This window comes from Stenotrophomonas sp. GQ19, assembly GCF_059758695.1.
Genome location: NZ_JCAXES010000001.1, coordinates 729,970 through 752,647 on the forward strand (window position 1 = coordinate 729,970; position 22,678 = coordinate 752,647).

The window sequence follows — 22,678 nt, forward strand, 5'->3', positions numbered from 1 at the left end:
TCGGCTGTACCCGATCCAGGACACGTGGGGATCAATACACCGGCAGCCCGAGCCCCGACACGCCGCGTTACAACCGGTAGAGCCGACCGTTGGTCGGCTCCTCGTGCATCCATCCGGGTTCATGTGGAGCCGACCAACGGTCGGCTCTACCCGGGCGTTGATGGTTATCCGTGCGTCAGCGTGCGTCCGCGATCAATACACCGGCAGCGAAATAAAGCTCGCCTGCTGCGGCGCGTGCCATACCTGCTGCGTGGCCTTCTGGTAATCGCCCGGCTTGGCCAGGTAGATGTTCGGCACGAAGGTCTGCGGGTTGCGGTCGTACAGCGGGAACAGGCTGGACTGCACCTGCACCATCACCCGGTGGCCCGGCTGGAACACGTGGTTGGCCGTGGGCAAGCCGAATGTGTAATCGAGCACCTGGTTGGCCGCGATCGCCTTGGGCGCACTGAAACTCTCGCGGTAGCGCCCGCGGAAGATCGCAATCGACACCGCCAGCTCATAGCCGCCCATCTCCGGCGTGGACGGGGTCTGGTCGGGGTACACGTCGATCAGCTTCACCACCCAGTCGGCATCGCTGCCGGTGGTGGCCGCGGCAAGGTTCACCTGCGGCGCGCCGCCGATGCGCAGCGGTTCGGTCAGCGGTTCGCTGACGAAGGTCAGCACGTCGGGCCGCCCGTCCACGAAACGCTGGTCCTTCACCAACCAGCTGGTCCACATGTCGCGGTCGGCGAAGCGTACCGGGCGCGGCACGAACGGCACCGGCTTGGCCGGGTCCGCCACGTAGGCCTCGTAGGTGGCTTCGCCCGGCTGCGGCGCCTCGAACGACAGCTTGCCGCCCGCACGCAGATACAGCGGCTTGCTCTGTGCCACCGTCCGCGGCCACTGCTGCAGCTTGTCCCAGTGGTTCTCGCCGGTGTTGTAGATCAGCACCGGCGGCGTATCGGCCTTGGCCGCGCCATCCACCAGGTACTGGTCGAAGAACGGCTTGAGCACGTCGCGGCGGAACTGCAGTGCGGTATCGCCGTCGAACTTCAGCGCGCCCAGATTGCTGCCGTCGTAGTTCACCTGGCTGTGCCGCCACGGGCCCATCACCAGGTAGTTGAGCGTGTTGCTGCTGTCACGCGGCTCCATCGCCGCATAGCTGTGCACCGCGCCCCACATGTCTTCCTGGTCCCACAGGCCCTGCAGCCACATGGTGGGCACCTTCAGCGGGGTCTTGGCCATCTGCGCATCCAGCGCCTGTTCCTGCCAGAAGGCGTCATAGGCCGGATGCTCGATCAGCTTGTGCCACCACGGCAGCTGGTCCAGCCCGTTGGCGCGCGCGTAGTCGCCCGCCGAGCCGGCACGCAGGAAGGTGGTGTAGTCGTCGTAGCCGACGCTGGGAATCGACGGCCCCTTGCCGCGTTTGGCCAGCTGGCCGGTGAAGTAGCCGAAGTTGACCTGGCGGAAGGCGCCGTAGTTGAGCCAGTCATCGCCCATCCAGCCGTCGATCATCGGACTCTGCGGTGCGGCCACCTTCAGCGCCGGATGCGGGTTGGTCAGCGCCATCACCACGGTGAAGCCTTCATACGAAGAGCCCAGCATGCCGACCTTGCCGTTGCTTTCGGGCACGTGCTTGACCAGCCAGTCGATCGTGTCCCAGGCGTCGGTGGCATGGTCCACCTTGGTGCTGTTGAGCGGCCCGCGCAGCGGTCGGGTCATCACGTAATCGCCTTCGGAGCCGTACTTGCCGCGGATGTCCTGGAACACCCGGATGTAGCCGCCGTCGACGAACACCTCATCGCCCTGGGGCAGGATGTCGCGCATGTGCGGCGAGTCGATGCGCTTGGCGCGGTTGGCCGCGTCATACGGCGTGCGGGTCAGCAGGATCGGGGCGTGCTTCGCGCCCTTGGGCACCACGATCACCGTGTAGAGCTTTGTGCCGTCGCGCATCGGCACCATCACCACGCGCTTGTCGTAGTCATTGCTGGCCGTGGGCGTGACGAACCCCTTGGCCGGAACATCCGGGGTCATCGGCGAGGTCTGCGCCGACACACTGGCGGCAACCATGAGGCTCAACAGCACGACAGGCACGACACGGACACGCATGGGCTCTCTCCCGGCAGGGTGACAATCACCGCAGCCTAGCGCCGCCCGCGCCGCGCCGGTAGATGCCGATGGTCCCGACGGAACGCCCTCGCCCGCATTCAGCCATCAACCACCGTATCGTGCAAAGCCATGCGCGCCACCGCAGAATGGGCCCCGGAGTCCACGGCGGCACTCGCCACCGGACCAGGCGGCTGATGATGAAGAACCACTACACACTGCAGGCACTGGTACGCGCCGAGCTGGCGTCACGGGAGGAAGAGCAGCGCGTCTATTTCCAGATGCGCGATGCCGTTGCCGCGGGCGCGCCATTCCAGCCCATCGCCGACCTGGAGGCGCTGGCGGACATCCTGCAGGATGCCAGCTGCTACGTGGCGCATAACGTGGTGACCTGGAAGGGGCGCACCGCCCTGTTCGGCGGGCGCACCTTCCGTGCCACGGCGGCCGATGTGGTCGCCTTCCTGCGTGGCGCAATGCAGGCCGGCGATGTGCGGCCGCTGCTCATCGCGCCCTGCTTCAGCGCGCGACCCGACCGCGTGGTGTTGGTCGACGAGGACCAGCTCGGCGTTTACCGCGTGCGCTGACTCAGGCGCTGGCTGTTTCATGCAGCGCCAACCAGCGCCATTGCCCGTGCTCCTGGCGAAGCACGGCCAGCGATTCCCGCCAGCGCATCGCGCCCTCCTCCACGCCCTGGCCTTCGCGATAGCGCAGCATGGCCAGCGGCGACGGCAGGGCCGTGGCCTGCACCGATTCGATGGCGATCACCAGCCCGGGGCGTGCGCCGTGGCTGCCGGCGAACAACGCCTGCACGGCGTCTCGATCCAGGCGCTGGCCGGCCACCCCGACCATGCAGAAGTCATCGGTGAAACGCGCCATCAGCGTGTCCAGCGCGGATACCGGGATACGCGCGTTGAACCAGTCTTCGATCAGCACATGCAGCGCGTGGATTTCGTGCAAGGCGGAGGTGTCAGTCATGCGGAGGTCCTCAAGGTCAGGGTGGACGCCGGCAGGCGCCAGAGCAGAAGCAGCGGCAGCAGGCTCATGCCAGCCGCCAGCAACAGGGTGAGCGCGAAAGCGCGGTCGGGCATCCGCGACGACAGCACCGCCAGCACGCAGGCCAGCAGCGCGGCGGCCAGGCAGAAACTGAGTTGGCGGTTGAGATTCCAGAGCGCGCTGGCCGGCAGCATGTCCTGGTCCTGCATGCCCTGGAACGCGAGCGTCTGCGCGCTGCTGCTGCACAGGCTGCCGCCCAGCCCCATCAGCGCAAATGCCAGCACTGGCAACCCTGGCTGGCCAGGCTGGATGCCGATCAACAGCACGATGCCCACGGCCTGGCACAGCATGCCCGCGCTCAACAGCGGCCGCGCACCGATGCGCGGCAGCCAGTGCCGCGTGGTGGCGATCGCGCAGGCCGAGGCCATCGCCCAAGGCAGCATGAAGCCGCCGATGGCCGCCGCGGTGTAGCCCTGCCGATGCAGCAGCAGCGTCGCCACCAGCTGGGTGCCGATGAAGGTACCCGGCACCAGCAGGTACACCACCATGGCCAGGCGCAGCGTGGGGTGTCGCAGCAACGCCCAGTGCAGTACCGGCTGCGCAGTGCGGGCGGCGGTGCGCGCATAGACCGCCAGCACACCGGCGGCGACCACCAGCAGCGCGATGCCCAGCGTGCGCTGCTGAGCCTCGGCGATCTGGCTCAGGGCCACCAGCAGCAGGCTCAGGCCCAGCGAGCCCAGCACCAGGCCGCGCCGGTCCAGCCGCGGCAGCGCCCGCGGCGCCTCGGTGCGGATCCACGCGGCAGCCAGCAGCAGCGTGAGCGCGGCCAATGGCACGCTGGCCAGCAATACCCAGCGCCATGACCCCAGCCCGACCAGCCAGCCGCCCAGGGTCGGCGACAGCGCCGGCACCAGCAGGGCCACGGCCATGATGCGCGCGGTGAGGCGGCCACGTTCGGCCGGTGGGCAATGCCGGTAGGCCATCGCCTGCCCGACCGGAATCAGCAACCCGCCGCCCAGTCCCTGCAGCAGCCGCCAGCCGACCAGCGCTTCGATGCTGGGCGCAGTGCCGGCCAGGATCGCGCCCAGCGCGAACACCGCCAGTGACAGGCACAGCAGCCGCCGCTCGCCCAGCCGCGCGGCCAGCCAGCTGCCCAGCGGGATCACCAGGGTCAGGCCCAGCATGTAGGCGTTGCCGATCCACGCCAGCTGCGGCACCGAGGCGTGCAGGTCGGCCGCCACGGCCGGATAGGCCACCGTGCCGATGAACATGTTCACCAGGTCCAGCGAGAACCCGAGCAGGTACAGCAGCTCCACTTTGGCGCGATAGGTCATGCGGCACTCCAGTTGCGAGGCGGCAGCATGCGCGCTGGGCGACGCTGGATAAACCGAACATCCAATGCAAGACTGTCAAACCATTTTTGACACAAGAGGCGTGCGCGATGGTCAGCCTGGACCGCTTCGAGACCTTCAAGGCCGTGGTCGATGCCGGCAGCCTCACCGCAGCCGCGCAGCGCCTGGGCCAGAGCAAGGCGGTGGTGAGCTTCAATCTGAAGCGGCTGGAGCAGGAACTGGGCGTGACCCTGCTGGTGCGCAATACCCGCAGCCTGGCGCTGACCGAGGCCGGCGAGCGCTTCCACCAGCACTGCGTGGCGATGCTGGCCACCGCCGAACGGGCCATCGAAGAGGCCCGCAGCGAGCAGCTGCAGCTGCGCGGCACGCTGCGCCTGACCACCACGCCCGAATATGCCGCCGCCAAGGTGGTGCCGCTGCTGGAGGGGTTCCGCGCCCTGCACCCGCAGCTGCGGCTGCACCTGTCGACCACACCGGCGCATGCCGACCTGATTCCCGAGCGGTTCGACCTGGCCATTCGATTGGGGCGCATGGCCGATTCCGAGCTGCGCGCCACCCTGCTCGATGAGCACGCGTTGTGCGCGGTGGCCGCGCCGTCGGTGTTATCGGGCTTGCCCGATGATGCCGCGCGTGACGACCCGGACTGGGTGCGTACGCTGCCACGGCTGGGCTATCCGCGTTTGGCGGACCTGCCGTTGATCGCCCCTGATGGCAGCGATCAGATGTTTGCCAGCAACCCCGCCGATGCGGTGGTCACGGTGGACAATGCGTCCACGTTGCGTGCCTTCGCGCTGGCCGGGGCCGGCGCCACGGTGCTGCCGCAGTGGTTGATTGCCGAGGACCTGGCGGCAGGTCGGCTGCTGCCGATCCTGCGCGGGCACCGCTTTCCGCGCCAGGGGGTGTATGCGGTGTTTCCCAACACCGCACATCCTTCGCGTCGGGTGCAGCTGTTGCTGGCGCACCTGCGCCAGCATCTGCCCGGTTGAGCCGCGGCAGGCACGACCAACGGTCGTGCCCTACCGGGTTGCGTGCCGGGGTAGGTACCGACCGTCGGTCGGTACCCGCCGTCGCTTAACGCACTACTTCATCACCGAGCACGAACGCGATGGTTTCCACCGGCTCGTTGGCCGAGCGCGACAGCTGCAGTTCGTAGCGGCCCTCGGCGATCTTCCACTGCTTGTCGGCGGTGTCGAAGCTGGCCAGCGTCTTCGGTTCGGCCTCGATGCGGATCCGGCGCGATTCGCCCGGCTGCAGCGTGACCTTCTGGAAGCCGATCAGGCGGATCGGGGTGGCGCTGCCTTCGGGCATCTTCAGGTACAGCTGGGCCACGTCCGCGCCGGCCACCTTGCCGGTGTTGCGGATGTCCACGGTGGCGACCAGACGCTGGCCCATCGAGATGGCGCTCAGGTTTTCATAGGTGAAGCTGGTGTAGGACAGGCCATGGCCGAACGCGAACTGCGGGGTCAGGCCCTTGGCGGCGAACCACTTGTAGCCGACGTTGGCGCCTTCGATGTCGTAATCGATGGTGTCGTCCGGCTTGTGCTTCGGGTTGAAGCCCAGCCCGTTCACTTCCGGACGCGGCAGCTGGCTGGCATCCACCGGCCAGGTCACCGGCAGGCGGCCGGACGGATTGACCTTGCCGGTCAGCAGCGCGGCAATGCCTTCGCCGCCACGGATGCCCGGGTACCACGCCTGCAGCACCGCCGGCACCTGCTGCAGCCACGGCAGCTCGACCGGGCCGTTGGTTTCCAGCACCACCACGGTCTTCGGGTTGGCCTTGGCCACCCCGGCGATCAGCGCGTCCTGGTTGTCGGGCAGCTTCATGTGCGGCAGGTCGACCGATTCGGCCGACCACTGCGTGGCAAACACGATCGCTACGTCGGCCGCGGCGGCAGCGCGCGCGGCGGCGGCCACGTTGCGGCCATCCACGTACTCGATGCTGGCGTCCGGGCGCTCGGCGCGCAGGGCCTCCAGCGGCGAGGACGGATGGAAGATCACCGGACCCGGCCAGGTGGTCGGCAGCACGCCCGGCACCGCGTTGGTGCCCTTGGCGGTCCAGCCCACCATCGACGAACCACCGCCGCCGATCACGCCCTTGTCGGCGTGCCCACCGATGATCACGATGCGCTTGACCTCCGGGCCCAGCGGCAGCACGTTGTTGGCATTGCGCAGCAGCACGCTGCCTTCTTCCACGGTGCGCTGCGCGGCGGCGAAACCGGCGGCGTCATCGATCGGCTGGTGCTGCGGCGGCAGGTCGAAATTGCCGTTGGCGAACATCGCGCGCAGGATCCGCGACACCATGTCGTCCAGGCGCGCACGCGGCACCACGCCGCCATTGACGGCCAGGCGCAGCGGTGCGTCGAAGTACACGGCCTTGTCGAACACTTCACCGGCCGACTGCTGGTCCAGACCGGCCAGCGCCGCCTTGGAGCCGCTGTGCACGCCGCCCCAGTCGGACATCACGAAACCGGGGAACTTCCATTCCTGCTTGAGCACCTGGTTCATCAGGTAATCGTGCTCGCAACCGTAGATACCGTTGATGCGGTTGTAGGAGCACATCACCGAACCGGGCTTGCCGATGTCCAGGGCGATCTCGAACGCCAGCAGGTCCGATTCGCGCATGGCCTGCTCGCCGATCTCGGCGCTGTGGAAATTGCGCGAGGTTTCCATGTCGTTGAGCGCGAAGTGCTTCATCGTCGACACCACGTGCTGGCTCTGCACGCCGCGGATCGACTCGCCAACCAGGCGACCGGCCAGCAACGGGTCTTCACCGGCGTACTCGAAGTTGCGGCCGTTGCGCGGATCGCGCTGCAGGTTGACGCTGCCAGCCAGCAGGATGTTGAAGCGCTGCTGCCAGGCCTCGCGGCCCATGGTGGCGCCACCGGCAAAGGCGACTTCCGGGTTCCAGCTGGACGCGGTGGACGGGCCGGACGGCATCGCCGTGGCGTGGTCACCCTTGCGGATGCCGCCCGGGTTGGTCACGCCCACGCCGGCGTCGGCCGACTGCTGCGACGGAATGCCCAGCCGCGCCACGCCCGGCACGAAACCGGCCGAACCGACCGCGCCTTCCGGCAGCGGGCCGCCATCCTTGCCCAGCCCGAAGTAGCTGTGCAGCATCTGGAACTTCTCGTCGTCGGTCATCTTCGCCACGATCAGCCGGGCGCGTGCATCGGCGTTGAGCGAGGTGTCCATCCACGGCGTGTCGCCGCCGACCGGCGCGGTGTAGCCCAGGGTCAGCAGCTTGCCGGCGATGGCCGGGCTGTCGGCATCGATGCGCAGCTTGACCGCGGTGCTGGTGGCCGACTGGAACCCGTTGGAACGGGCCACGTCGCCGTTGGCGTCGAAGCCGGTCACGGCGGCATCGTTGGCACCCAGCAGCACGGACGGCGCGCCCACGCGCGAGGCCTCGATGAGCTGCTTGAAGCGTGCGCCATCGGCAGCGGCGGTCTGCGTGTACAGCGCCACCACGTGGCGGCCGTCATTCAAGCGCAGGTAGTTCATGCCCGGCGCTTCGATGCCCGACTCGGCTTCCACCGGCAGGCGCGAGATCACGATGCTGCCACGGCGCTCGGCCGACGCCGGGTCGGCACTGACGAAGCGGTAGGTGTAACCCAGCTGGTCGGCCAGCGCTTCCAGCGGATCCGGCGCGTGGCTGGTGCCGCTGGTGTCCGCTTCACGGTGCACGTTGCCGATGGTCAGCGCGTCCACGTTCATGGCCTGCAACTGGGCCGCAACGTCGGCCGCATTGAGCCATTTCGGCGCCTGTTCCAGGCTGAGCACGGTGAAGGCGTCGGCTCCGCCGGTGGTGGCGGTGGGCGCGGCCCAGGCCGAGGCGGCCAGCGAGAGCGTGATGGCGGCCGTCAGGGCCAGTGGCTTTGTAATCGTTTTCATAAGCGGGCGAAACACCTTTGCTTGCGCAAAAAATCCAGGGAGTCGTGCCGCAGAAGGGTGCAGCGCCAAGATGGCGGATGCCGGCGCCTTGCAGGCCGGTATCGGGTACTACCAGGCAATGCAGCTACGACCAGGCCCCTCCGCCCGTCGATACAACCGCCCTGCCCGGTGGGCGCCGCAGGCGGCACCCATCCGGTGAAGAGTCGTTCACCCTGTTCATCCCTGTCAACAGCGTGTTCAGTTTCGGCGGCGTAGGGCCGCCCCGTCGATCACGGCGTGGCGGGCTTGACCACGTGCGTTGCCGCGGACGCCAGCACGCGCCCTTCCCTGTCCTGCGGCAGCAGCGGCGCCAGCGGCTGGCCATCGGCCAGGGTGAGCAGCTGCGAGCGTGGTTCATGTTCGGCGAACAGGAACGCTTCGCCCCACTGCCGCAGCGCCACCACCAGCGTGAACAGCGCCTGCCCTTTTGGCGTCAGGACGTAGTCGTGGTACCGGCTGCCATCGGCCGCCGGCTGCTGGGCGAGCACGCCGGACTCCTGCAGCGCCTGCAGGCGCTGGCTGAGCATGCTGCGCGACATGCCCAGGCTGCGTTGGAAATCACTGAACCGATGTACCCCATCGAAGGCGTCGCGCACGATCAGCAGCGACCAGCGGTCACCGATCAGGTCCAGCGCACGGGCCACCGGGCAGGTGGCGTTGGGATCGTCGTGCATGGGGCACCTCCATAAGTGGTTTTATTTTAGAACCAGATCATCCAGAATCAACTGGTTCTATTTTGAGACCATCAGATGTCCATTGCCGCACCACTGCCCCGTACCGCCACGCCCCTGCTGTTGTTGTTCGCCTGCGCCGCCGGGCTCAGCGTGGCCAACGTCTACTACGCCCAACCGCTGCTGGATGCGCTGGCCGCCGACCTGCACATCGGCACCGCCCGGATCGGCGCGGTCATTGCCGCTACTCAGCTGGGCTCGGTGATCGCGCTGCTGTGGCTGGTGCCGCTGGGCGACCGGTTGGAACGCAGGCGCCTGATGGCGGCGCAGAGCGTGGCGCTGGTCGTGGCCCTGTTGGGCGTTGCCCTGGCCGGCAACGCCACCGCGCTGCTGCTGGGCATGTTGGCGGTGGGCCTGCTCGGCACCGCGATGACCCAGGGGCTGATTGCCTATGCCGCCGCTGCAGCGGGCCCGCATGAGCGTGGCCGCGTGGTGGGGGCGGCCCAGGCCGGCGTGGTGATCGGCCTGTTGCTGGCCCGGGTGGTGGCTGGTGGCGTGGCCGACCTGGGGGGCTGGCGTGCGGTGTATGTGCTGTCGGCGGTGCTGATGGTGGTCAGCGGCGCGGTCCTGTGGCTGCGCCTGCCACGGCTGCCGGTGGCCGATGCCGCGCCCCGGATCGGGTTGATCACTCTGCTGCGTCAGCAACCTGTGCTGCGCCAACGCGGCGTGCTCGGACTGCTGCTGTTCACCGCGTTCGGGCTGTTCTGGAGCAGCATGGCGCTGCCATTGAGCGCACCGCCGCATGCGCTCAGCCATACCGCCATCGGTGCGTTCGCACTGGTCGGCCTGCTCGGCGCGTTGGCCGCCGCGCGCAGCGGGCACTGGAGCGATCGCGGCCATGCCGACCGTGTTTCCTTTGCTGCGCTGCTGCTGTTGCTGTTGAGCTGGGCCCCGCTGGCTGCGCTGCCGCTGCACATGGGCTGGCTGGTACTGGGCGTGCTGTTGCTGGATCTGGCGGTACAGGCACTGCACGTGACCAACCAGAGCCTGATCCTGGCCGCCGCGCCCAACGCGCAGGCGCAGGTGATCGCCGCCTACATGCTGTTCTATGCGGCCGGCAGCGGGATCGGCGCGCTGCTGGGCAGCAGCCTGTATGCCGCGTATGGCTGGAACGGTGTCTGCATTGCCGGCGCGCTGGTTTCATTGCTTGCGCTGGGCGCGTGGTGGACGGTTTCCGCTACCCTGCGCAGCAGGTGCAAGGGGTGAACGATGCGGAGCGTGCGGTGAATGCGTCCACGGCAGTGAACGGGCAGTGGTCTGGCGCACTGCTGCTGGGCCCGCATTTCGCCGTGCTGCAGGGCCATGCCGGTGCCACCGGTGCGCATGCCCACTACGCCCACCAGGTGCTGCTGGCCGATGCCGGCCACTGGACCGTGGAGAACGACGACGGGCTGCAGTGCGGCACGCGCCTGTTGCTCCCCTCGTTCCAGTCGCATGCGGTGCGCGGCGTGCCGCTACGCGGCTGCACGGTATGGATTGAACCCAGCCATGTCGACCTGCAGACGCTGCAGGCACAGCTGCCCTTGCTTCCGTGCGATCCGCAGGCGGTGTTGCCCTGCCTGTCGGCCCTGGTCGCGCGGGCGCCGCTGGACCGCCGGCTGCAGGCCGCACTGTCCGCACTGGACGCGCGGTTGCCCGAGCGCATTGCGGCCCCGGCCATCGCAGCGGCCGCGCACCTGTCCGAAAGCCAGTTGCACCGCCGCTTCCAGCAGGACCTGGCCGTGTCGCTGCGTGGCCTGGTGCTGTGGCGCCGGTTGCGCCAGGCACTGGTCCAGGTGATCGAGGGACACAGCCTGACCACCAGCGCACATGCCGCCGGCTTCGCCGACCTGGCGCACTTCTCACGCAGCCTGCGGCGCATGTTCGGCGTGCAGGCCGGGCACCTGGCCGGCCTGCACCTGCAGCATTATCGCGGCGACTGATCCAGCCCCGGGGGCGGCGGCGGTTCCGGCACGTGCGGCAGCGCGCGGAACGGCGCCAGCAGTTGCCCCAGGTAGTCCCGTGGATAGGCCGGCTGGCTGCCAATCCCCAGGTCGTCCACGCGCATCCGGTAGTCGGCATCGAAGGCCGTCCCCAGCAGATGGTCCCAGACGGTCAGGAACAATCCGAAGTTGACGTCGCCGGCCTTGCCATAGCGCATGTGGTGGAACCGATGCAGCGGGGCCCATGCCATCACCTTGCCCAGCCAGCCCGGCCGCATGTCCACGTTGGAGTGCTGCAGCAGCAACTGGATGGCAATGGCGAAAGCCAGCACCGCCGCCACCGGGTACGGCATGCCCAGCAACAGCAGCGGCAGCACCCCGCCCAAGGCTTCGGCCGTCTGGTGCAGCGGGTGCTTCATCAATCCGTTGAACCCATACATGCGGGTCACGCTGTGGTGGACGGCATGCAACCGCCACAGCCAGGCCCAGCGATGGCTGGCGTAATGCACCAGGGTGATGCCCAGGTCCGCGGCGACGATTGCCAGCACCACCTGCGCCACAACACTCCAGTGCGTCGGCCACAGCTGCCACGGCACCCACGCGGCCACCAGCGGAATCGCACCGATCGCCAGCAGGTTCAATCCTTCATTCACCAGCGCATGGACCGCATCGCGGCCCGCATCGCCCTGGGGGGCGTTGAAGGCCGGGTCATAGGGCCAGCAGCGCTCGGCCAGCCACGACAGCGCGATGGCCAGCACCAACCCCGGCAGCAGCCACAGGGCCGACCCCGCTGCATACCCCACCCACCACGTGGCCATCCCCACGCATCCAAGCAGCATTCCCGGCGCATACACCGCCAACCACCATCGCTTCATCGACCTGCTCCATACAAAGGAGCGGCCATGCTCGCGACAACGGCGCGGCCGGGCTTGAACAAACCGCGCATCCCGCCGCGGCCGCCGGTGCAGCCCTTCATGCCATCCATATCGACCCGACCCGACCCGACCCGACCCCCACGGCCGCGGAAGCGGAAGCGGAAGCAGCGGGCAGGCCACTGGCTGAAGCATTCATCACCCCGGCTGCGTTCAAACTGCCGGTGCGCGAACCGTTAGCATTTTTACTAATTGCCGGTAGGATTGTCGGTCTCAGCCCCTGACACCGACCCTGCCGATACTGCCCGCCATGCCCCGCCTTGCCGCCCCTGCCTGCCTGCGCCAGCCCCTTCGGGAGGTGCGCTGATGGGCGCGGTTCTGGCCCTGGACCAGTTGCTGGAAAGCCGGCAGGTCTGGCGCGGCAGGCCGCAGGTCACGCCGCCGGCCACGGCCCCGCACCCTACCGGCCACCCGGCGCTGGACGCCCGCCTGCCCGGCGGTGGCTGGCCGCCGGCGGCGCTGTCGGAGGTGCTGCTGGCCGCGCCGGGGCACGGCGAGCTGGCGCTGGTCTGGCCCACTCTGGCGCGGCTGAGCCAGCAGCAGCAGACCATCGTGCTGATTGCCCCGCCCTACCTGCCGCATGCGCCCGGCTGGGCCGGTGCCGGGCTGGCCTTGAACCAGGTGCAGGTGGTGCGGGCAGCCCCGCGCGATGCCCTGTGGGCCGCCGAACAGTGCCTGCGTTCTGCGGCCTGTGCCGCCGTGCTGTGCTGGCCGCAGCAGGCCGACGACCGGGCCCTGCGCCGGCTGCAGGTGGCCGCCGAAACCGGCCAGTGCCTGGGGTTTGCCTTCCGCGACCTGCGCCAGGCGCGCAATGCTTCGCCGGCACCGCTGCGGTTGCAGCTTGAGCACGGCCAGGTGCGCGTCCTCAAGTGCCGCGGCGGCATGGCCCCGGCGCAGCCGTTGCCGCTGGCCCTGGCGCATTGAGCGGCCGCCGTGCACTGGGCCTGCCTGTTGCTGCCACAGCTGGCGCTGGATGCCGCCCTGCGCCAGCAACCCGATCCGTCGGTGCCGCTGGTGCTGCTCAGCGGCCCCGCGCAGCGCCGCGTGCTGCATGCGGTGAGCCCGGCGGCGCGCCAACGGGGGCTGCGCCGCGGCATGCTGCTGTCGGCCGCCCAGGTGCTTACCCGCGACATGCTCACCGTCGAACACGACCCGCGCGCCGAACAGGCCACCCGGCAGCTGCTGGCCAGTTGGCTGTATGGCATCAGCTCGCAGGTCAGCCTGGCCTTCCCGCATGCGCTGGCGCTGGAAATCGGCGCCAGCCGCGCGCTGTTCGGTGACTGGCCCACGATTGAAAAACGCCTGTGCGACGGCCTCAAGGAGCTCGGCTTCCGCCATCGCCTGGTGGCCGCGCCCAATCCGCATGCGGCCTGGGTGCTGACCCGCGTGCATGCGCGGTTGGGGGTGGAGGCCCAGCAGCTGGACGCCACCCTGGCCCAGGTGCCAATCGAACACAGCGGGCTGCCGGCCGAGGCGGCCACGGTGCTGGCGCGCTCGGGTCTGCGCACGCTGGGCGCGGCCTTCCAGCTACCGCGCGACAGCCTGGCGCGACGCTTCGCGCCGGCCGTGCTGGCCCACCTGGATGCGCTGCGCGGGATCAGCACGCCGCCGCTGCGCTACTACCAACCGCCGGACCGCTTCGACGCACGCATCGAGTTCGAGTACGAAATCGAATCCACCCAGGCCCTGCTGTTCCCGCTGCGCCGGCTCACCGGTGACCTGGCGGCCTTCCTGTGTTCGCGCGATGGCGGCGTGCAGCGCTTCACGTTGTGGTTCGAACACGACCAGCACCCGGACACCGGCCTGGACATCGGCCTGCTCGCGCCCGAACGCGATGCGGCCATGTTGTTCGAACTGGCGCGCAACCGCGTCGACCACCTGCGCCTGCCTGCCGGCAGTCGTGGCCTGCGCCTGCAGGCCGAGCACCTGCCACCGTTCGTACCGGCCGCACGCGACCTGTTCGATCCCCGGCCGCAACAGGCGATGCCCTGGGAACAGGTGCGCGAGCGGCTGCGTGCCCGGCTCGGCGATGACGCCGTGCAAGGCCTGGGGCTGCGTGCCGAACACCGCCCCGAACGTGCCAGCGGCGATGCCCACGGTGCGCCCAAAGGCCCACCGCCCGTCCTGCCCGTGCGACCGGGCTGGTTGCTGCCACGCCCGCAGCCGCTGCTCGACCCGCACCTGCGCATCGTGTCCGGGCCGGAGCGGATCGAATCGGGCTGGTGGGATGAAGGCGATATCCGCCGCGACTACTACGTCATCGAAACCGGCCAGGGCCAGCGCGGCTGGGCCTACACCAGCGCCGATGGGCGCGGCGGGCCGTGGATGCTGCACGGCTGGTTTTCATGAGCGCCACCCTGCCCGACTACGCCGAACTGCATTGCCTGTCGGCCTTCAGCTTCCAGCGCGGCGCGTCGATCGCCGAGGAACTGTTCGCACGCGCCAAGGGCCAGGGCTACCGCGCGCTGGCGATCACCGACGAATGCTCGCTGGCCGGCATCGTGCGGGCCTGGCAGGCAGCGAAAAAGCATGACCTGGCGCTGATCACCGGCGCGGAGTTCCAGTTGGAAGACGGCCCCAGGCTGGTGCTGCTGTGCACCGACCTGGCCGCCTATGCCGGCCTGTGCCAGCTGATCACCACCTGCCGCCGGCGCGCGCCCAAGGGCGAGTACCGCTGCCTGCGCGAGGATCTGGATACGCTGCCCGACAGCCTGCTGTGCCTGTGGCTGGACCGCGTGCCCAACGCCGATGACGCCGCCTGGCTGCAGGCCCGCTTCGCGCAGCGGCTGTGGCTGGCGGTGGAACTGCATCGGGAGGCCGATGACAGGCAGCGCCTGGCCGCGCTGCAACGCTTCGGTCGCGAACACGCCATCCCGCTGGTGGCCAGCGGCGATGTGCACATGCACGTGCGCCGCCGCCGCGCCCTGCAGGACACCCTCACCGCGATCCGCCACCACTGCACCATCGCCGATGCCGGCTGGCGGCTGTTTGCCAACGGCGAACGGCATGTGCGCACCCGCCAGGCGCTGGCTGCGCTGTACCCGCCGGCCTTGCTGGCCGAAACCGTGCGTATCGCCAACCGCTGCCACTTCGACCTCAAGCAGCTGCAGTACACCTACCCGCGCGAACTGATCCCGGCCGGACACGACCCGGCCAGCTGGCTGCGCACGCTGGTGGAGGACGGCATGCGATGGCGCTGGAAGACAGGCGCCACGGCAAAACAGCGCACGCAGATCGAACACGAACTCGACCTGATCCACACGAAACAGTACGAGTCCTACTTCCTGACCGTGCACGACATAGTGCGCTTCGCGCGCAGCCAGCAGATCCTGTGCCAGGGGCGCGGCTCGGCCGCCAATTCGTCGGTGTGCTACGTGCTGGGCGTGACCGAGATCGACCCCAGCGAGATGGAGCTGCTGTTCGAGCGCTTCATCTCCGCCGAACGCGACGAGCCGCCGGACATCGACATCGATTTCGAACACGAGCGCCGCGAGGAAGTGCTGCAGTACGTGTTCAACCGCTACGGTCGCGAACGCGCTGCATTGACCGCGGTGGCGATCAGCTACCGTGGCCGCAGTGCGGTGCGCGATGTGGCGCGGGTGCTGGGCCTGCCGCCGGACCAGGTCAACGAGCTGGCCGCCTGCCTGGACCGCTGGAGCAGCCACGAGCCGCTGCCCGAGGCGCTGCGCGAGCGCGGTTTCGACCCGGACACGCCGCTGATGCGGCGGGTAGTGGCGCTCACCAGCGAACTGGTCGACTTCCCGCGCCACCTGTCCCAGCACCCGGGCGGTTTCGTGATCTCCGAACATCCGCTGTCCACCCTGGTGCCGGTGGAGAACGCGGCCATGGCCGACCGCACCGTGATCCAGTGGGACAAGGACGACCTGGACGCCACCGGGCTGATGAAGGTGGACTGCCTGGCACTGGGCATGCTCACCGCGGTGCGCAAATGCCTGGCCATGCTGCACGCGCACGGCGCGCCCTTGATGGGCATGGCCGATATTCCCGCCGGCGACACGAAAACCTACGACATGATCTGCCGCGCCGACACCCTGGGGGTGTTCCAGATCGAGTCGCGGGCGCAGATGGCGATGCTGCCGCGCATGCAGCCCCGCTGCTTCTACGACCTGGTGATCGAAGTGGCAATCGTGCGCCCCGGTCCGATCCAGGGCGACATGGTGCATCCGTATCTCAACCGCCGCAAGAAGCTCAAGGAAGAAGGCATCGAGGAAATCGACTACCCGCCGGCGCTGGAGAAGGTCTTCAAGCGCACCCTCGGCGTGCCGCTGTTCCAGGAACAGGTGATGCAGCTGGCGGTGGCCGCGGCCGGCTTTACCGCAGGCGAGGCCGACGCGCTGCGCCGTTCGATGGCGGCCTGGAAACGCCATGGGGGGTTGGAGCCGCATCGCGACCGCCTGCTCACCGGCATGGCCGCCCGTGGCCACAGCCGCGAATACGGCGAACGCCTGTTCGAGCAGATCAAGGGCTTCGGCAGTTATGGCTTCCCGGAAAGCCACGCGGCCAGCTTCGCGCTGATCACCTATGTCAGTTGCTGGCTCAAGTGCCACCACCCGTCGGCGTTCGCCGCCAGCCTGATCAACAGCCAGCCGCTGGGGTTCTACACCCCCGACCAGATCCTGCAGGACGCGCGCCGCCATGGCGTGCCGGTACTGCCGGTGGATGTGCGCCACAGCGACTGGGACTGCACGCTGCTGCCGCCCACCGCGCCCGACCGCCCGTTCGGCATCCGCCTGGGCCTGCGCCTGATCGACGGCTTCAGCGAAGATGTCGCCACCGCGCTGGTACAGGCACGCGCCCGGCAGCCGTTCGACAGCGTGGCCGACCTCAGCCAGCGCGCGCGGCTGGATCGCCGCCACCAGGGCCTGCTCGCCGATGCGGGGGCGTTGAAGGGATTGAGCGGCCATCGCCATCGTGCGCGCTGGGAAGTGTCCGGTGTGGAAAAGCCGTTGCCGCTGTTCGACACCGCGCGGGCCACCGTGGAAGCCAGCGTGCCGTTGCCGCCGCCCAGTGCGCTGGAGGACATGCAGGCCGACTACAACAGCACCGGCACCACCCTGGGCCGGCACATGGTGGCCTTCATCCGCGCGCAGCTGCGCCAGCGCCGCTGCCAGCGCTCGGACGAACTGGCCGCCCTGCCGCATGGGCGCACCGTGCGGTTTGCCGGGCTGGTGCGGATGCGCCAACGCCCGCAGACCGCCAGCGGGGTCACCTTCCTGACCCTGGAAGACGAATGCGGCATGGTCAACGCCGTGGTCTGGCGCAAGACCGCCGACCGCCAGCACCGGGTGCTGGTGGAAGCACGGATGATGCAGATCGATGGTCGCCTGGAGCGCGTGGACGGCGTGCAGCACCTGATCGTGCGGCAGATGTACAACATCGATTCGCTGATCGAAGGGGTGCGCACGCACAGTCGGGATTTCCATTGATGCCGCGCAGCAACACGTGACCAGCTTCACGATCACTGCAAATACAGACTTTCCCGACTGGTGTCGCAATCGACCATTGGGGTATTGTCGCGAGCTTCCAAGGATCTGGAGCCGCCAATGTCACGCGCACTCACTCTTACCACGCTGGTTGTCTCCAGCCTTGCGCTTGTCGTTTCCGCCTGGACCGGCATCCGCCTGCACCAGAGCCAGGCCCACGACCGGGTGATCACCGCACGCGGGCTGGTCATCCAGGACAGCACCGGCCAGGCCCGGGTGATCCTGGGCGCACCGGTGCCCGACCCGCTCAGCAAGGGCATCTCGCAGGGGCCGCGCGCATCGCCGTTGTCCGGGCTGATCCTGCTCGGCGCCGACGGTTCCGAACGCGGCGGCTACGGCACTGCCGATGTGGGGGATGAAGCCATGCTCACCCTGGACGATGCCAGCGGCACCACCGAAGTATTCAAGGTCACCGCCAACCCGGATCGCGGCGCCACCCTGGTGATCAAGCACCAGAACAGCACCGGTGCCATGCTCACGTCCTGGCAGGGCAAGCCGGAATTGATCTTCGTCGGCGACAACGGCCAGTCGCACTACGTGCGCCCGAGTACCCCCAGCGCGCCCTGATCCTCCAGCGCCTGGCGCAGGTCAAGCGCAACGCGCCGCGCATCGCCGGCCGTCAGCATGGCCGTGGTGATGCGCAGGCCGTGCACGCCGGGCTGCACGGCAAACACTTCGCCGCCGCGCAGTTGCCACCCGCGCTGGGCCATGGCCAGCACCAGCGGCTGGCTGTCGGCGGCCAGCGGCACCCACAGGTTCAACCCATCCATTACCGCCGGGGTGTGGATGCCCTGCTCGCCCAGCGCCTGCTGCAACACCTGGCAACGCTGCGCATAATCGCGCCCGGCCTTGGCCACGCGCGCCATCACCCGCGCCGAGCCCAGCGCCGCGGCTGCCGCATCCTGCAGCAGGTGGCTGACCCAGCCGGTGCCGGGGGCCATGCGCAGGCGCAGGCGTGCGGCGGTGTCGGCGTCACAGCCCAGCACCGCCAGGCGCAGGTCCGGCCCGAGCGCCTTGGACAGCGAACGCACCAGCACCCAGCGCCGCGTGCGCGGGGCGATCACCGAGTGGTACGGCTGCTGCGACAACACTGCGAAATGATCGTCCACCAGCACCAGCACCTGCGGATGCCGGTCCAGCACCTGGCGCAGTTCGCGCGCGCGGCGCTGGCTGAGGCTGGCGCCGGTCGGGTTGTGCGCACGCGGGGTCAGCAGCACCGCACGTGCGCCTGCCTCCAGCGCCGCCGCCAGCGCCGCCGGCACCATGCCGTGTTCATCGATGGCCACCGCCAGCGTGGCGTGCCCGCCCGCGCGCAGGGTGTTGAGGCTGCCGAGAAAACACGGATTCTCCACCGCCACGCGGTCGCCGGGCACCAGCCAGCTGCCCAGCACCCGCTCGATCGCATCGACCGCGCCGTGGCTGAGTTCCAGTGCGTACCCAGGCGGGCAATCCGGGTCCAGCTGCGCCCGTGCCAACCGCTCCAGCTGCGGGTCGATGGTGGGGGTGCCGTACAGGCGCGGCGCCCGTTCCGGCAACAACCCCCGCAGGTCCGGCAGCCACTGCGGGTCGGGGTTGCCACTGGACAGGTCGTGCAACGCCGAACCGCCCGTGCTGCCCTCCTGGGCGCCGACCGCCGGCGGCGCGGTCACCACCGTGCCGCGCCGGCCCTGGGTCTGCGCCAGCCCAGCCGCGTCCAGCCGCTTGTAGGCGGCCGCCACGGTATTGCGGTTGATCTGCAGCTGCAGGGCCAGGTCGCGGACCGGCGGCAGCAGCTGCCCCGGCTCCAATGCGCCACTGAGGATCTGCTGGCGGATGCTGTCGAACACGGCGCTGGCGGTCTGGCCGGTGATTTTCATTTTGTCCTATGCCAATATGTGAATCGTCCCGGGACAGTGTTGCACGTGCCGGACCGCCCGTGCAGCCGCCCTCGCTTCAGGAGCTCCCCCATGCCCATCGCACGCCCCGACTGGCCACAGGCCACCACCGTCGACGCCATCGCCCACAACCTGGCGGTGGTGCGCCAGCGCATCGCGCGCGCCTGCGAACGTGCCGGCCGCGATCCGGCCAGCGTGCGCCTGCTGCCGGTCAGCAAGACCGTCGACCAGGCGCGGCTGCGCCTGGCCTGGGCGGCGGGCTGCCACGAACTGGGGGAAAACAAGGTGCAGGAGGCGCAGGCCAAGGCCGACGGCATGGCCGACCTGCCGATCCGCTGGTCGGTGATCGGCCACCTGCAGACCAACAAGGCCCGCGACGTGGCGCGCTTCGCCAGTGAGTTCCAGGCGCTGGACAGCCTCCGCGTGGCCGAGGCACTGGACCGACGCCTGGCGCTGGAGCAGCGCACGTTGGACGTGTTCGTGCAGGTCAACACCTCCGGTGAGGCCAGCAAGTACGGCCTGGACCCGATCGCGGTTGCCGACTTCGTGCAGCAGTTGCCGGCGTTTCCCCAGCTGCGCGTGCGCGGGCTGATGACGCTGGCGGTGTTCTCGCCGGACCCGGACCAGGTGCGCCCGTGCTTCGTGCGTCTGCGCGAATTGCGCGACCGCCTGCGGCCCGGCCTGCCGGCGGGGATCGTCCTGGACGACCTGTCGATGGGCATGTCCGGCGACTTCGACCTGGCCATCGAAGAAGGCGCCACCGTAGTGCGGGTCGGCCAGGCCATCTTCGGCGCGCGCGCTACCCCGGACAGCTTCTACTGGCCCACCGCCGCCGCCGAGGGCACCCCATGAAGGCGGTGGTGATCCAGCACGTCGCGTTTGAAGACGCGGGGATACTCGCCCCGTTGCTGACCGCACGCGGTTGGCAGCTGCAGACACTGCAGGCCGGCATCGACCGCCTGGACGACGCCGAGACCGCCGACCTGCTGATCGTGCTGGGCGGCCCGATCAGCGCCAACGATGTCCACGCCTACCCGCATCTGCGCGTGCTGCATGCCCTGCTCCGCTCACGCCTGGCCGCGCACCGCCCGACGCTGGGCATCTGCCTGGGCGCGCAGCTGGTGGCACGCGCACTCGGCGCCAGCGTGACACCGATGGGCGCGAAGGAAATCGGCTTCGCGCCGTTGTCGCTGACCGATGCCGGCCTGGCCTCGCCGCTGCGGGCACTGGTGGGCATCCCGGTGCTGCACTGGCATGGCGAGACCTTCACCCTTCCCGACGGTGCGCTGCGCCTGGCCGCCACGCCGGCCTGCGCGCAGCAGGCGTTCGCCATCGGCCACCACCTGCTGGCCCTGCAGTGCCATCCCGAGGTCGACGCCACCCGCATCGACACTTGGCTGATCGGCCATGCCGACGAACTGCAGCGCGCCGGTATTGATCCCCGCGCGCTGCGCGAACAGGCCCACCGCTACGCCGCGCCCTTGGCGGCTGCCGCACGCGACCTCTTCGCGGCCTGGCTGGATGCACTGCCGCCGCCAACGCCGGTTGCCGCCGCGCCCATTGCCACGGCGGTGCCCGCATGAACAGCTATCGCCTGATCGTGCACCAGCACGGCGTGCTGCTTGGCCGCTTCGACAGCGAAGGCCCGCAGGCCCGCCGTCACCTGCATACCCTGGCCGCGCAGCTGCCGGGCACCGACGGATTCCAGCTGCAATGGCAGCAGGCCATCGGCGAACAGCGGCTGTTGAGCAGCGGCCCCGCGGGCCTGAAGGTGCTGGGCAGCGAGATGGTCTACCAGGACATCGCCACCCCCGCAGCATAAGGACACGCTGCCGGCTTGTTCCGCCCGCGCCACCGCGCCTACCATCCCGCCAGAGGCCTGCCGCGGTGGTGGGCCCACCGCCGGGCGGAGCACCTCATGGACAGCTATGACGCAATGGAACGCTACATGACCATCGCGCGCTATCTCAGCCTCTTCGCGCTGCTGGCCCAACTGGTCCTGCTTGGCCTGCAACTGGCCGCCTACCGTCGGCACCGTCATGCAAGCTTCCTGGTGCTCAGCTTGGCCAGCATCATCGGACTGGCCTATGGAGCGGTGATCGGCCTGCCGTATTTCACCGCCAGTGCCATGCCGCATGTCCTGTCCCTGATCACGGTGGGGGGCGTGATCGGCATAGCGGCCACGCTGCTGGGGATCACCGGCACGGTGCTGCTGTTCCGTGCCTATCGCGGGCTGGTCGAGGACAACGCGCGCGTAAAGGCCCGGCTGGCCCTGCTCGAAGCACAGCAGGCCGGCCCGCCACTGCCGGCCACGGTACCCGCTTCGTCACTGCACCCGTAACAACAGCGGCGTCAGAGGTCCACGGGGCGTGCCAGTGTCTGCATGTGCCGGGCATGCTCGCCCGCCTGTGCATGCAGCCACGACCGGAAGGACAGGAACCCCTGGTGCGTTGATGAGCGCGGCGGATACACCAGCCAATGCGACCAGCGCGTCTTCAAACGGTGCGGCGACAAGGCAACCAACTGGCCCGAGTCGAGCAGCAGCCGCGCCCGTGTCACCCGCCCCAGCGCCACGCCGAAGCCGTCCAGCGCCGCGCGATGGTGTGACTCCGACTCGTTGAGCATCGCCACGTAGCGACGCGGCGGGTCCAGGCCCGCCAAGGCGAACCAGCGCTGCCATTCGCCATCGGGATCCCCCAACAGCGGCCATTCCGAGAGCGGACGCGCGTCCACGCCCCCCATGCGTTCCACCAGCACGGGGCTGGCCATCGGCATCAACCACTCATCGAACAACGGCTCGGCATGCACTCCCGCCCACTGCCCGGCACCCACGCGCAGCGCGGCATCGCACTGCACGTTGCGGTCGAAATCGGTCAGGCGTTCGCTGGACTCCAGGTTGAACTCGATCTCCGGATGCACGGCCACGAACGATCCCAGGCGGGGCACCAGCCAGTTGGAGGCCATCGAGGGCAGCGCGCTGACCGTGAGCACGCGGTCATGGCGTGCACCGAACGGCTGGAACACCTGCTGGATCGCATCCAGATGCGGCCCCACCTGCTCGAGCAGACGCTGGCCTTCAGGCGTGACGCCCACCCCGCGCGGTTGCCGCAGCAGCAGCGGGTAGCCCAGCCGCTGCTCCAGCTGGCGCATCTGGTGGCTGAGCGCGCTGACCGTCAGGTTCAACGACTCCGCCGCCCGGGTGAGGTTGCCCAGGCGCGCGGCGGTCACGAAATTCTGCAGGGACTGCAGGGGCATGCGGGACATGTCGACTTGAATCCTGCTCAAGACCAGGTTGCGGAAATGTCGCTTTTTCGCCCCGCATCCTGCACCTATCGTCAACGCTACTCAAGTGGAG

Annotated in this window: 20 protein-coding genes; 12 read left to right on the forward strand and 8 right to left on the reverse strand. The window is 69.2% G+C overall.

Annotated elements, in window-relative coordinates:
- Positions 1 to 192 precede the first annotated feature (192 nt).
- Positions 193 to 2,088: a CocE/NonD family hydrolase gene (locus AC6CHL_RS03040; RefSeq protein ID WP_498293293.1), complete on the reverse strand. Its 1,896-nt coding sequence runs from the start codon at positions 2,086 to 2,088 to the stop codon at positions 193 to 195.
- 197 nt (positions 2,089 to 2,285) lie between these two features.
- Here AC6CHL_RS03040 and AC6CHL_RS03045 point away from each other — a divergent pair, with 197 nt between their 5' ends.
- Positions 2,286 to 2,669, forward strand: coding sequence for a hypothetical protein (locus AC6CHL_RS03045; RefSeq protein ID WP_498293294.1), 384 nt, complete (start codon positions 2,286 to 2,288; stop codon positions 2,667 to 2,669).
- 1 nt (position 2,670) lies between these two features.
- On the opposite strand, the gene AC6CHL_RS03050 is transcribed toward AC6CHL_RS03045, so the two are convergent.
- Both AC6CHL_RS03050 and AC6CHL_RS03055 read right to left on the reverse strand, forming a co-directional pair.
- Complete coding sequence (locus AC6CHL_RS03050) at positions 2,671 to 3,060, reverse strand: DUF4440 domain-containing protein (protein ID WP_463601148.1); 390 nt, start codon at positions 3,058 to 3,060, stop codon at positions 2,671 to 2,673.
- Entirely contained in the window at positions 3,057 to 4,412 is a 1,356-nt protein-coding gene (locus tag AC6CHL_RS03055) for an MFS transporter (protein ID WP_498293295.1), read from the reverse strand. Before AC6CHL_RS03055 ends, AC6CHL_RS03050 begins: the two co-directional genes overlap by 4 nt.
- 107 nt (positions 4,413 to 4,519) lie before the next feature.
- On the opposite strand from AC6CHL_RS03055, the gene AC6CHL_RS03060 reads away from it, so the two are divergent.
- Positions 4,520 to 5,416 carry a LysR family transcriptional regulator gene (locus tag AC6CHL_RS03060; RefSeq protein WP_038687945.1) on the forward strand — a complete coding sequence of 299 codons (897 nt, stop codon included), beginning with the start codon at positions 4,520 to 4,522 and terminating at the stop codon, positions 5,414 to 5,416.
- A gap of 85 nt (positions 5,417 to 5,501) precedes the next feature.
- Here AC6CHL_RS03060 and AC6CHL_RS03065 read toward each other — a convergent pair whose 3' ends face one another.
- Complete coding sequence (locus tag AC6CHL_RS03065; protein ID WP_498293297.1) at positions 5,502 to 8,321, reverse strand: beta-glucosidase family protein; 2,820 nt, start codon at positions 8,319 to 8,321, stop codon at positions 5,502 to 5,504.
- A gap of 269 nt (positions 8,322 to 8,590) precedes the next feature.
- Entirely contained in the window at positions 8,591 to 9,034 is a 444-nt protein-coding gene (locus AC6CHL_RS03070) for a winged helix-turn-helix transcriptional regulator (RefSeq protein ID WP_498293298.1), read from the reverse strand.
- A gap of 75 nt (positions 9,035 to 9,109) precedes the next feature.
- Between AC6CHL_RS03070 and AC6CHL_RS03075 the strand changes: the two genes are divergently transcribed.
- Complete coding sequence (locus tag AC6CHL_RS03075; protein WP_448135992.1) at positions 9,110 to 10,297, forward strand: MFS transporter; 1,188 nt, start codon at positions 9,110 to 9,112, stop codon at positions 10,295 to 10,297.
- Positions 10,294 to 11,013, forward strand: coding sequence for a helix-turn-helix transcriptional regulator (locus AC6CHL_RS03080; RefSeq protein ID WP_498293299.1), 720 nt, complete (start codon positions 10,294 to 10,296; stop codon positions 11,011 to 11,013). Before AC6CHL_RS03075 ends, AC6CHL_RS03080 begins: the two co-directional genes overlap by 4 nt.
- Here AC6CHL_RS03080 and AC6CHL_RS03085 read toward each other — a convergent pair.
- The gene (locus tag AC6CHL_RS03085; RefSeq protein WP_447594163.1) at positions 10,998 to 11,888 is read right to left on the reverse strand and encodes a sterol desaturase family protein; all 891 of its coding nucleotides are present in this window, start codon (positions 11,886 to 11,888) and stop codon (positions 10,998 to 11,000) included. The genes AC6CHL_RS03080 and AC6CHL_RS03085 overlap by 16 nt on opposite strands.
- A 363-nt stretch (positions 11,889 to 12,251) precedes the next feature.
- On the opposite strand from AC6CHL_RS03085, the gene imuA reads away from it, so the two are divergent.
- The 4 genes from imuA (at position 12,252) to AC6CHL_RS03105 (ending at position 18,016) form a co-directional block, all read left to right on the forward strand.
- The gene (gene imuA, locus AC6CHL_RS03090) at positions 12,252 to 12,869 is read left to right on the forward strand and encodes a translesion DNA synthesis-associated protein ImuA (protein ID WP_038687937.1); all 618 of its coding nucleotides are present in this window, start codon (positions 12,252 to 12,254) and stop codon (positions 12,867 to 12,869) included.
- Between the two features lie 9 nt (positions 12,870 to 12,878).
- A complete protein-coding gene (locus AC6CHL_RS03095) occupies positions 12,879 to 14,294 on the forward strand; it encodes a Y-family DNA polymerase (RefSeq protein WP_038687935.1) in 1,416 nt (471 codons plus the stop codon).
- Positions 14,291 to 17,392, forward strand: coding sequence for an error-prone DNA polymerase (locus AC6CHL_RS03100; RefSeq protein ID WP_498293301.1), 3,102 nt, complete (start codon positions 14,291 to 14,293; stop codon positions 17,390 to 17,392). Before AC6CHL_RS03095 ends, AC6CHL_RS03100 begins: the two co-directional genes overlap by 4 nt.
- Before the next feature lie 117 nt (positions 17,393 to 17,509).
- Positions 17,510 to 18,016 carry a hypothetical protein gene (locus tag AC6CHL_RS03105; RefSeq protein WP_159496980.1) on the forward strand — a complete coding sequence of 169 codons (507 nt, stop codon included), beginning with the start codon at positions 17,510 to 17,512 and terminating at the stop codon, positions 18,014 to 18,016.
- On the opposite strand, the gene ptsJ is transcribed toward AC6CHL_RS03105, so the two are convergent.
- A complete protein-coding gene (gene ptsJ / locus AC6CHL_RS03110) occupies positions 17,983 to 19,305 on the reverse strand; it encodes a MocR-like B6 salvage transcription factor PtsJ (protein WP_498293303.1) in 1,323 nt (440 codons plus the stop codon). The genes AC6CHL_RS03105 and ptsJ overlap by 34 nt on opposite strands.
- 90 nt (positions 19,306 to 19,395) lie before the next feature.
- Between ptsJ and AC6CHL_RS03115 the strand changes: the two genes are divergently transcribed.
- The 4 genes from AC6CHL_RS03115 to AC6CHL_RS03130 all read left to right on the forward strand — a co-directional run bounded on the left by AC6CHL_RS03115 (position 19,396) and on the right by AC6CHL_RS03130 (position 21,664).
- A complete protein-coding gene (locus AC6CHL_RS03115; protein WP_498293305.1) occupies positions 19,396 to 20,175 on the forward strand; it encodes a YggS family pyridoxal phosphate-dependent enzyme in 780 nt (259 codons plus the stop codon).
- On the forward strand, positions 20,172 to 20,906 hold the full coding sequence (locus tag AC6CHL_RS03120) for a glutamine amidotransferase (RefSeq protein WP_498293307.1): 735 nt from the start codon (positions 20,172 to 20,174) through the stop codon (positions 20,904 to 20,906). The genes AC6CHL_RS03115 and AC6CHL_RS03120 overlap by 4 nt, the downstream gene beginning before the upstream one ends.
- A complete protein-coding gene (locus AC6CHL_RS03125; protein ID WP_314402182.1) occupies positions 20,903 to 21,145 on the forward strand; it encodes a hypothetical protein in 243 nt (80 codons plus the stop codon). The genes AC6CHL_RS03120 and AC6CHL_RS03125 overlap by 4 nt, the downstream gene beginning before the upstream one ends.
- 96 nt (positions 21,146 to 21,241) lie before the next feature.
- Positions 21,242 to 21,664: a hypothetical protein gene (locus tag AC6CHL_RS03130; RefSeq protein WP_498293309.1), complete on the forward strand. Its 423-nt coding sequence runs from the start codon at positions 21,242 to 21,244 to the stop codon at positions 21,662 to 21,664.
- 11 nt (positions 21,665 to 21,675) lie between these two features.
- On the opposite strand, the gene AC6CHL_RS03135 is transcribed toward AC6CHL_RS03130, so the two are convergent.
- On the reverse strand, positions 21,676 to 22,587 hold the full coding sequence (locus tag AC6CHL_RS03135; RefSeq protein ID WP_498293311.1) for a LysR substrate-binding domain-containing protein: 912 nt from the start codon (positions 22,585 to 22,587) through the stop codon (positions 21,676 to 21,678).
- Between the last annotated feature and the right edge of the window lie 91 nt (positions 22,588 to 22,678).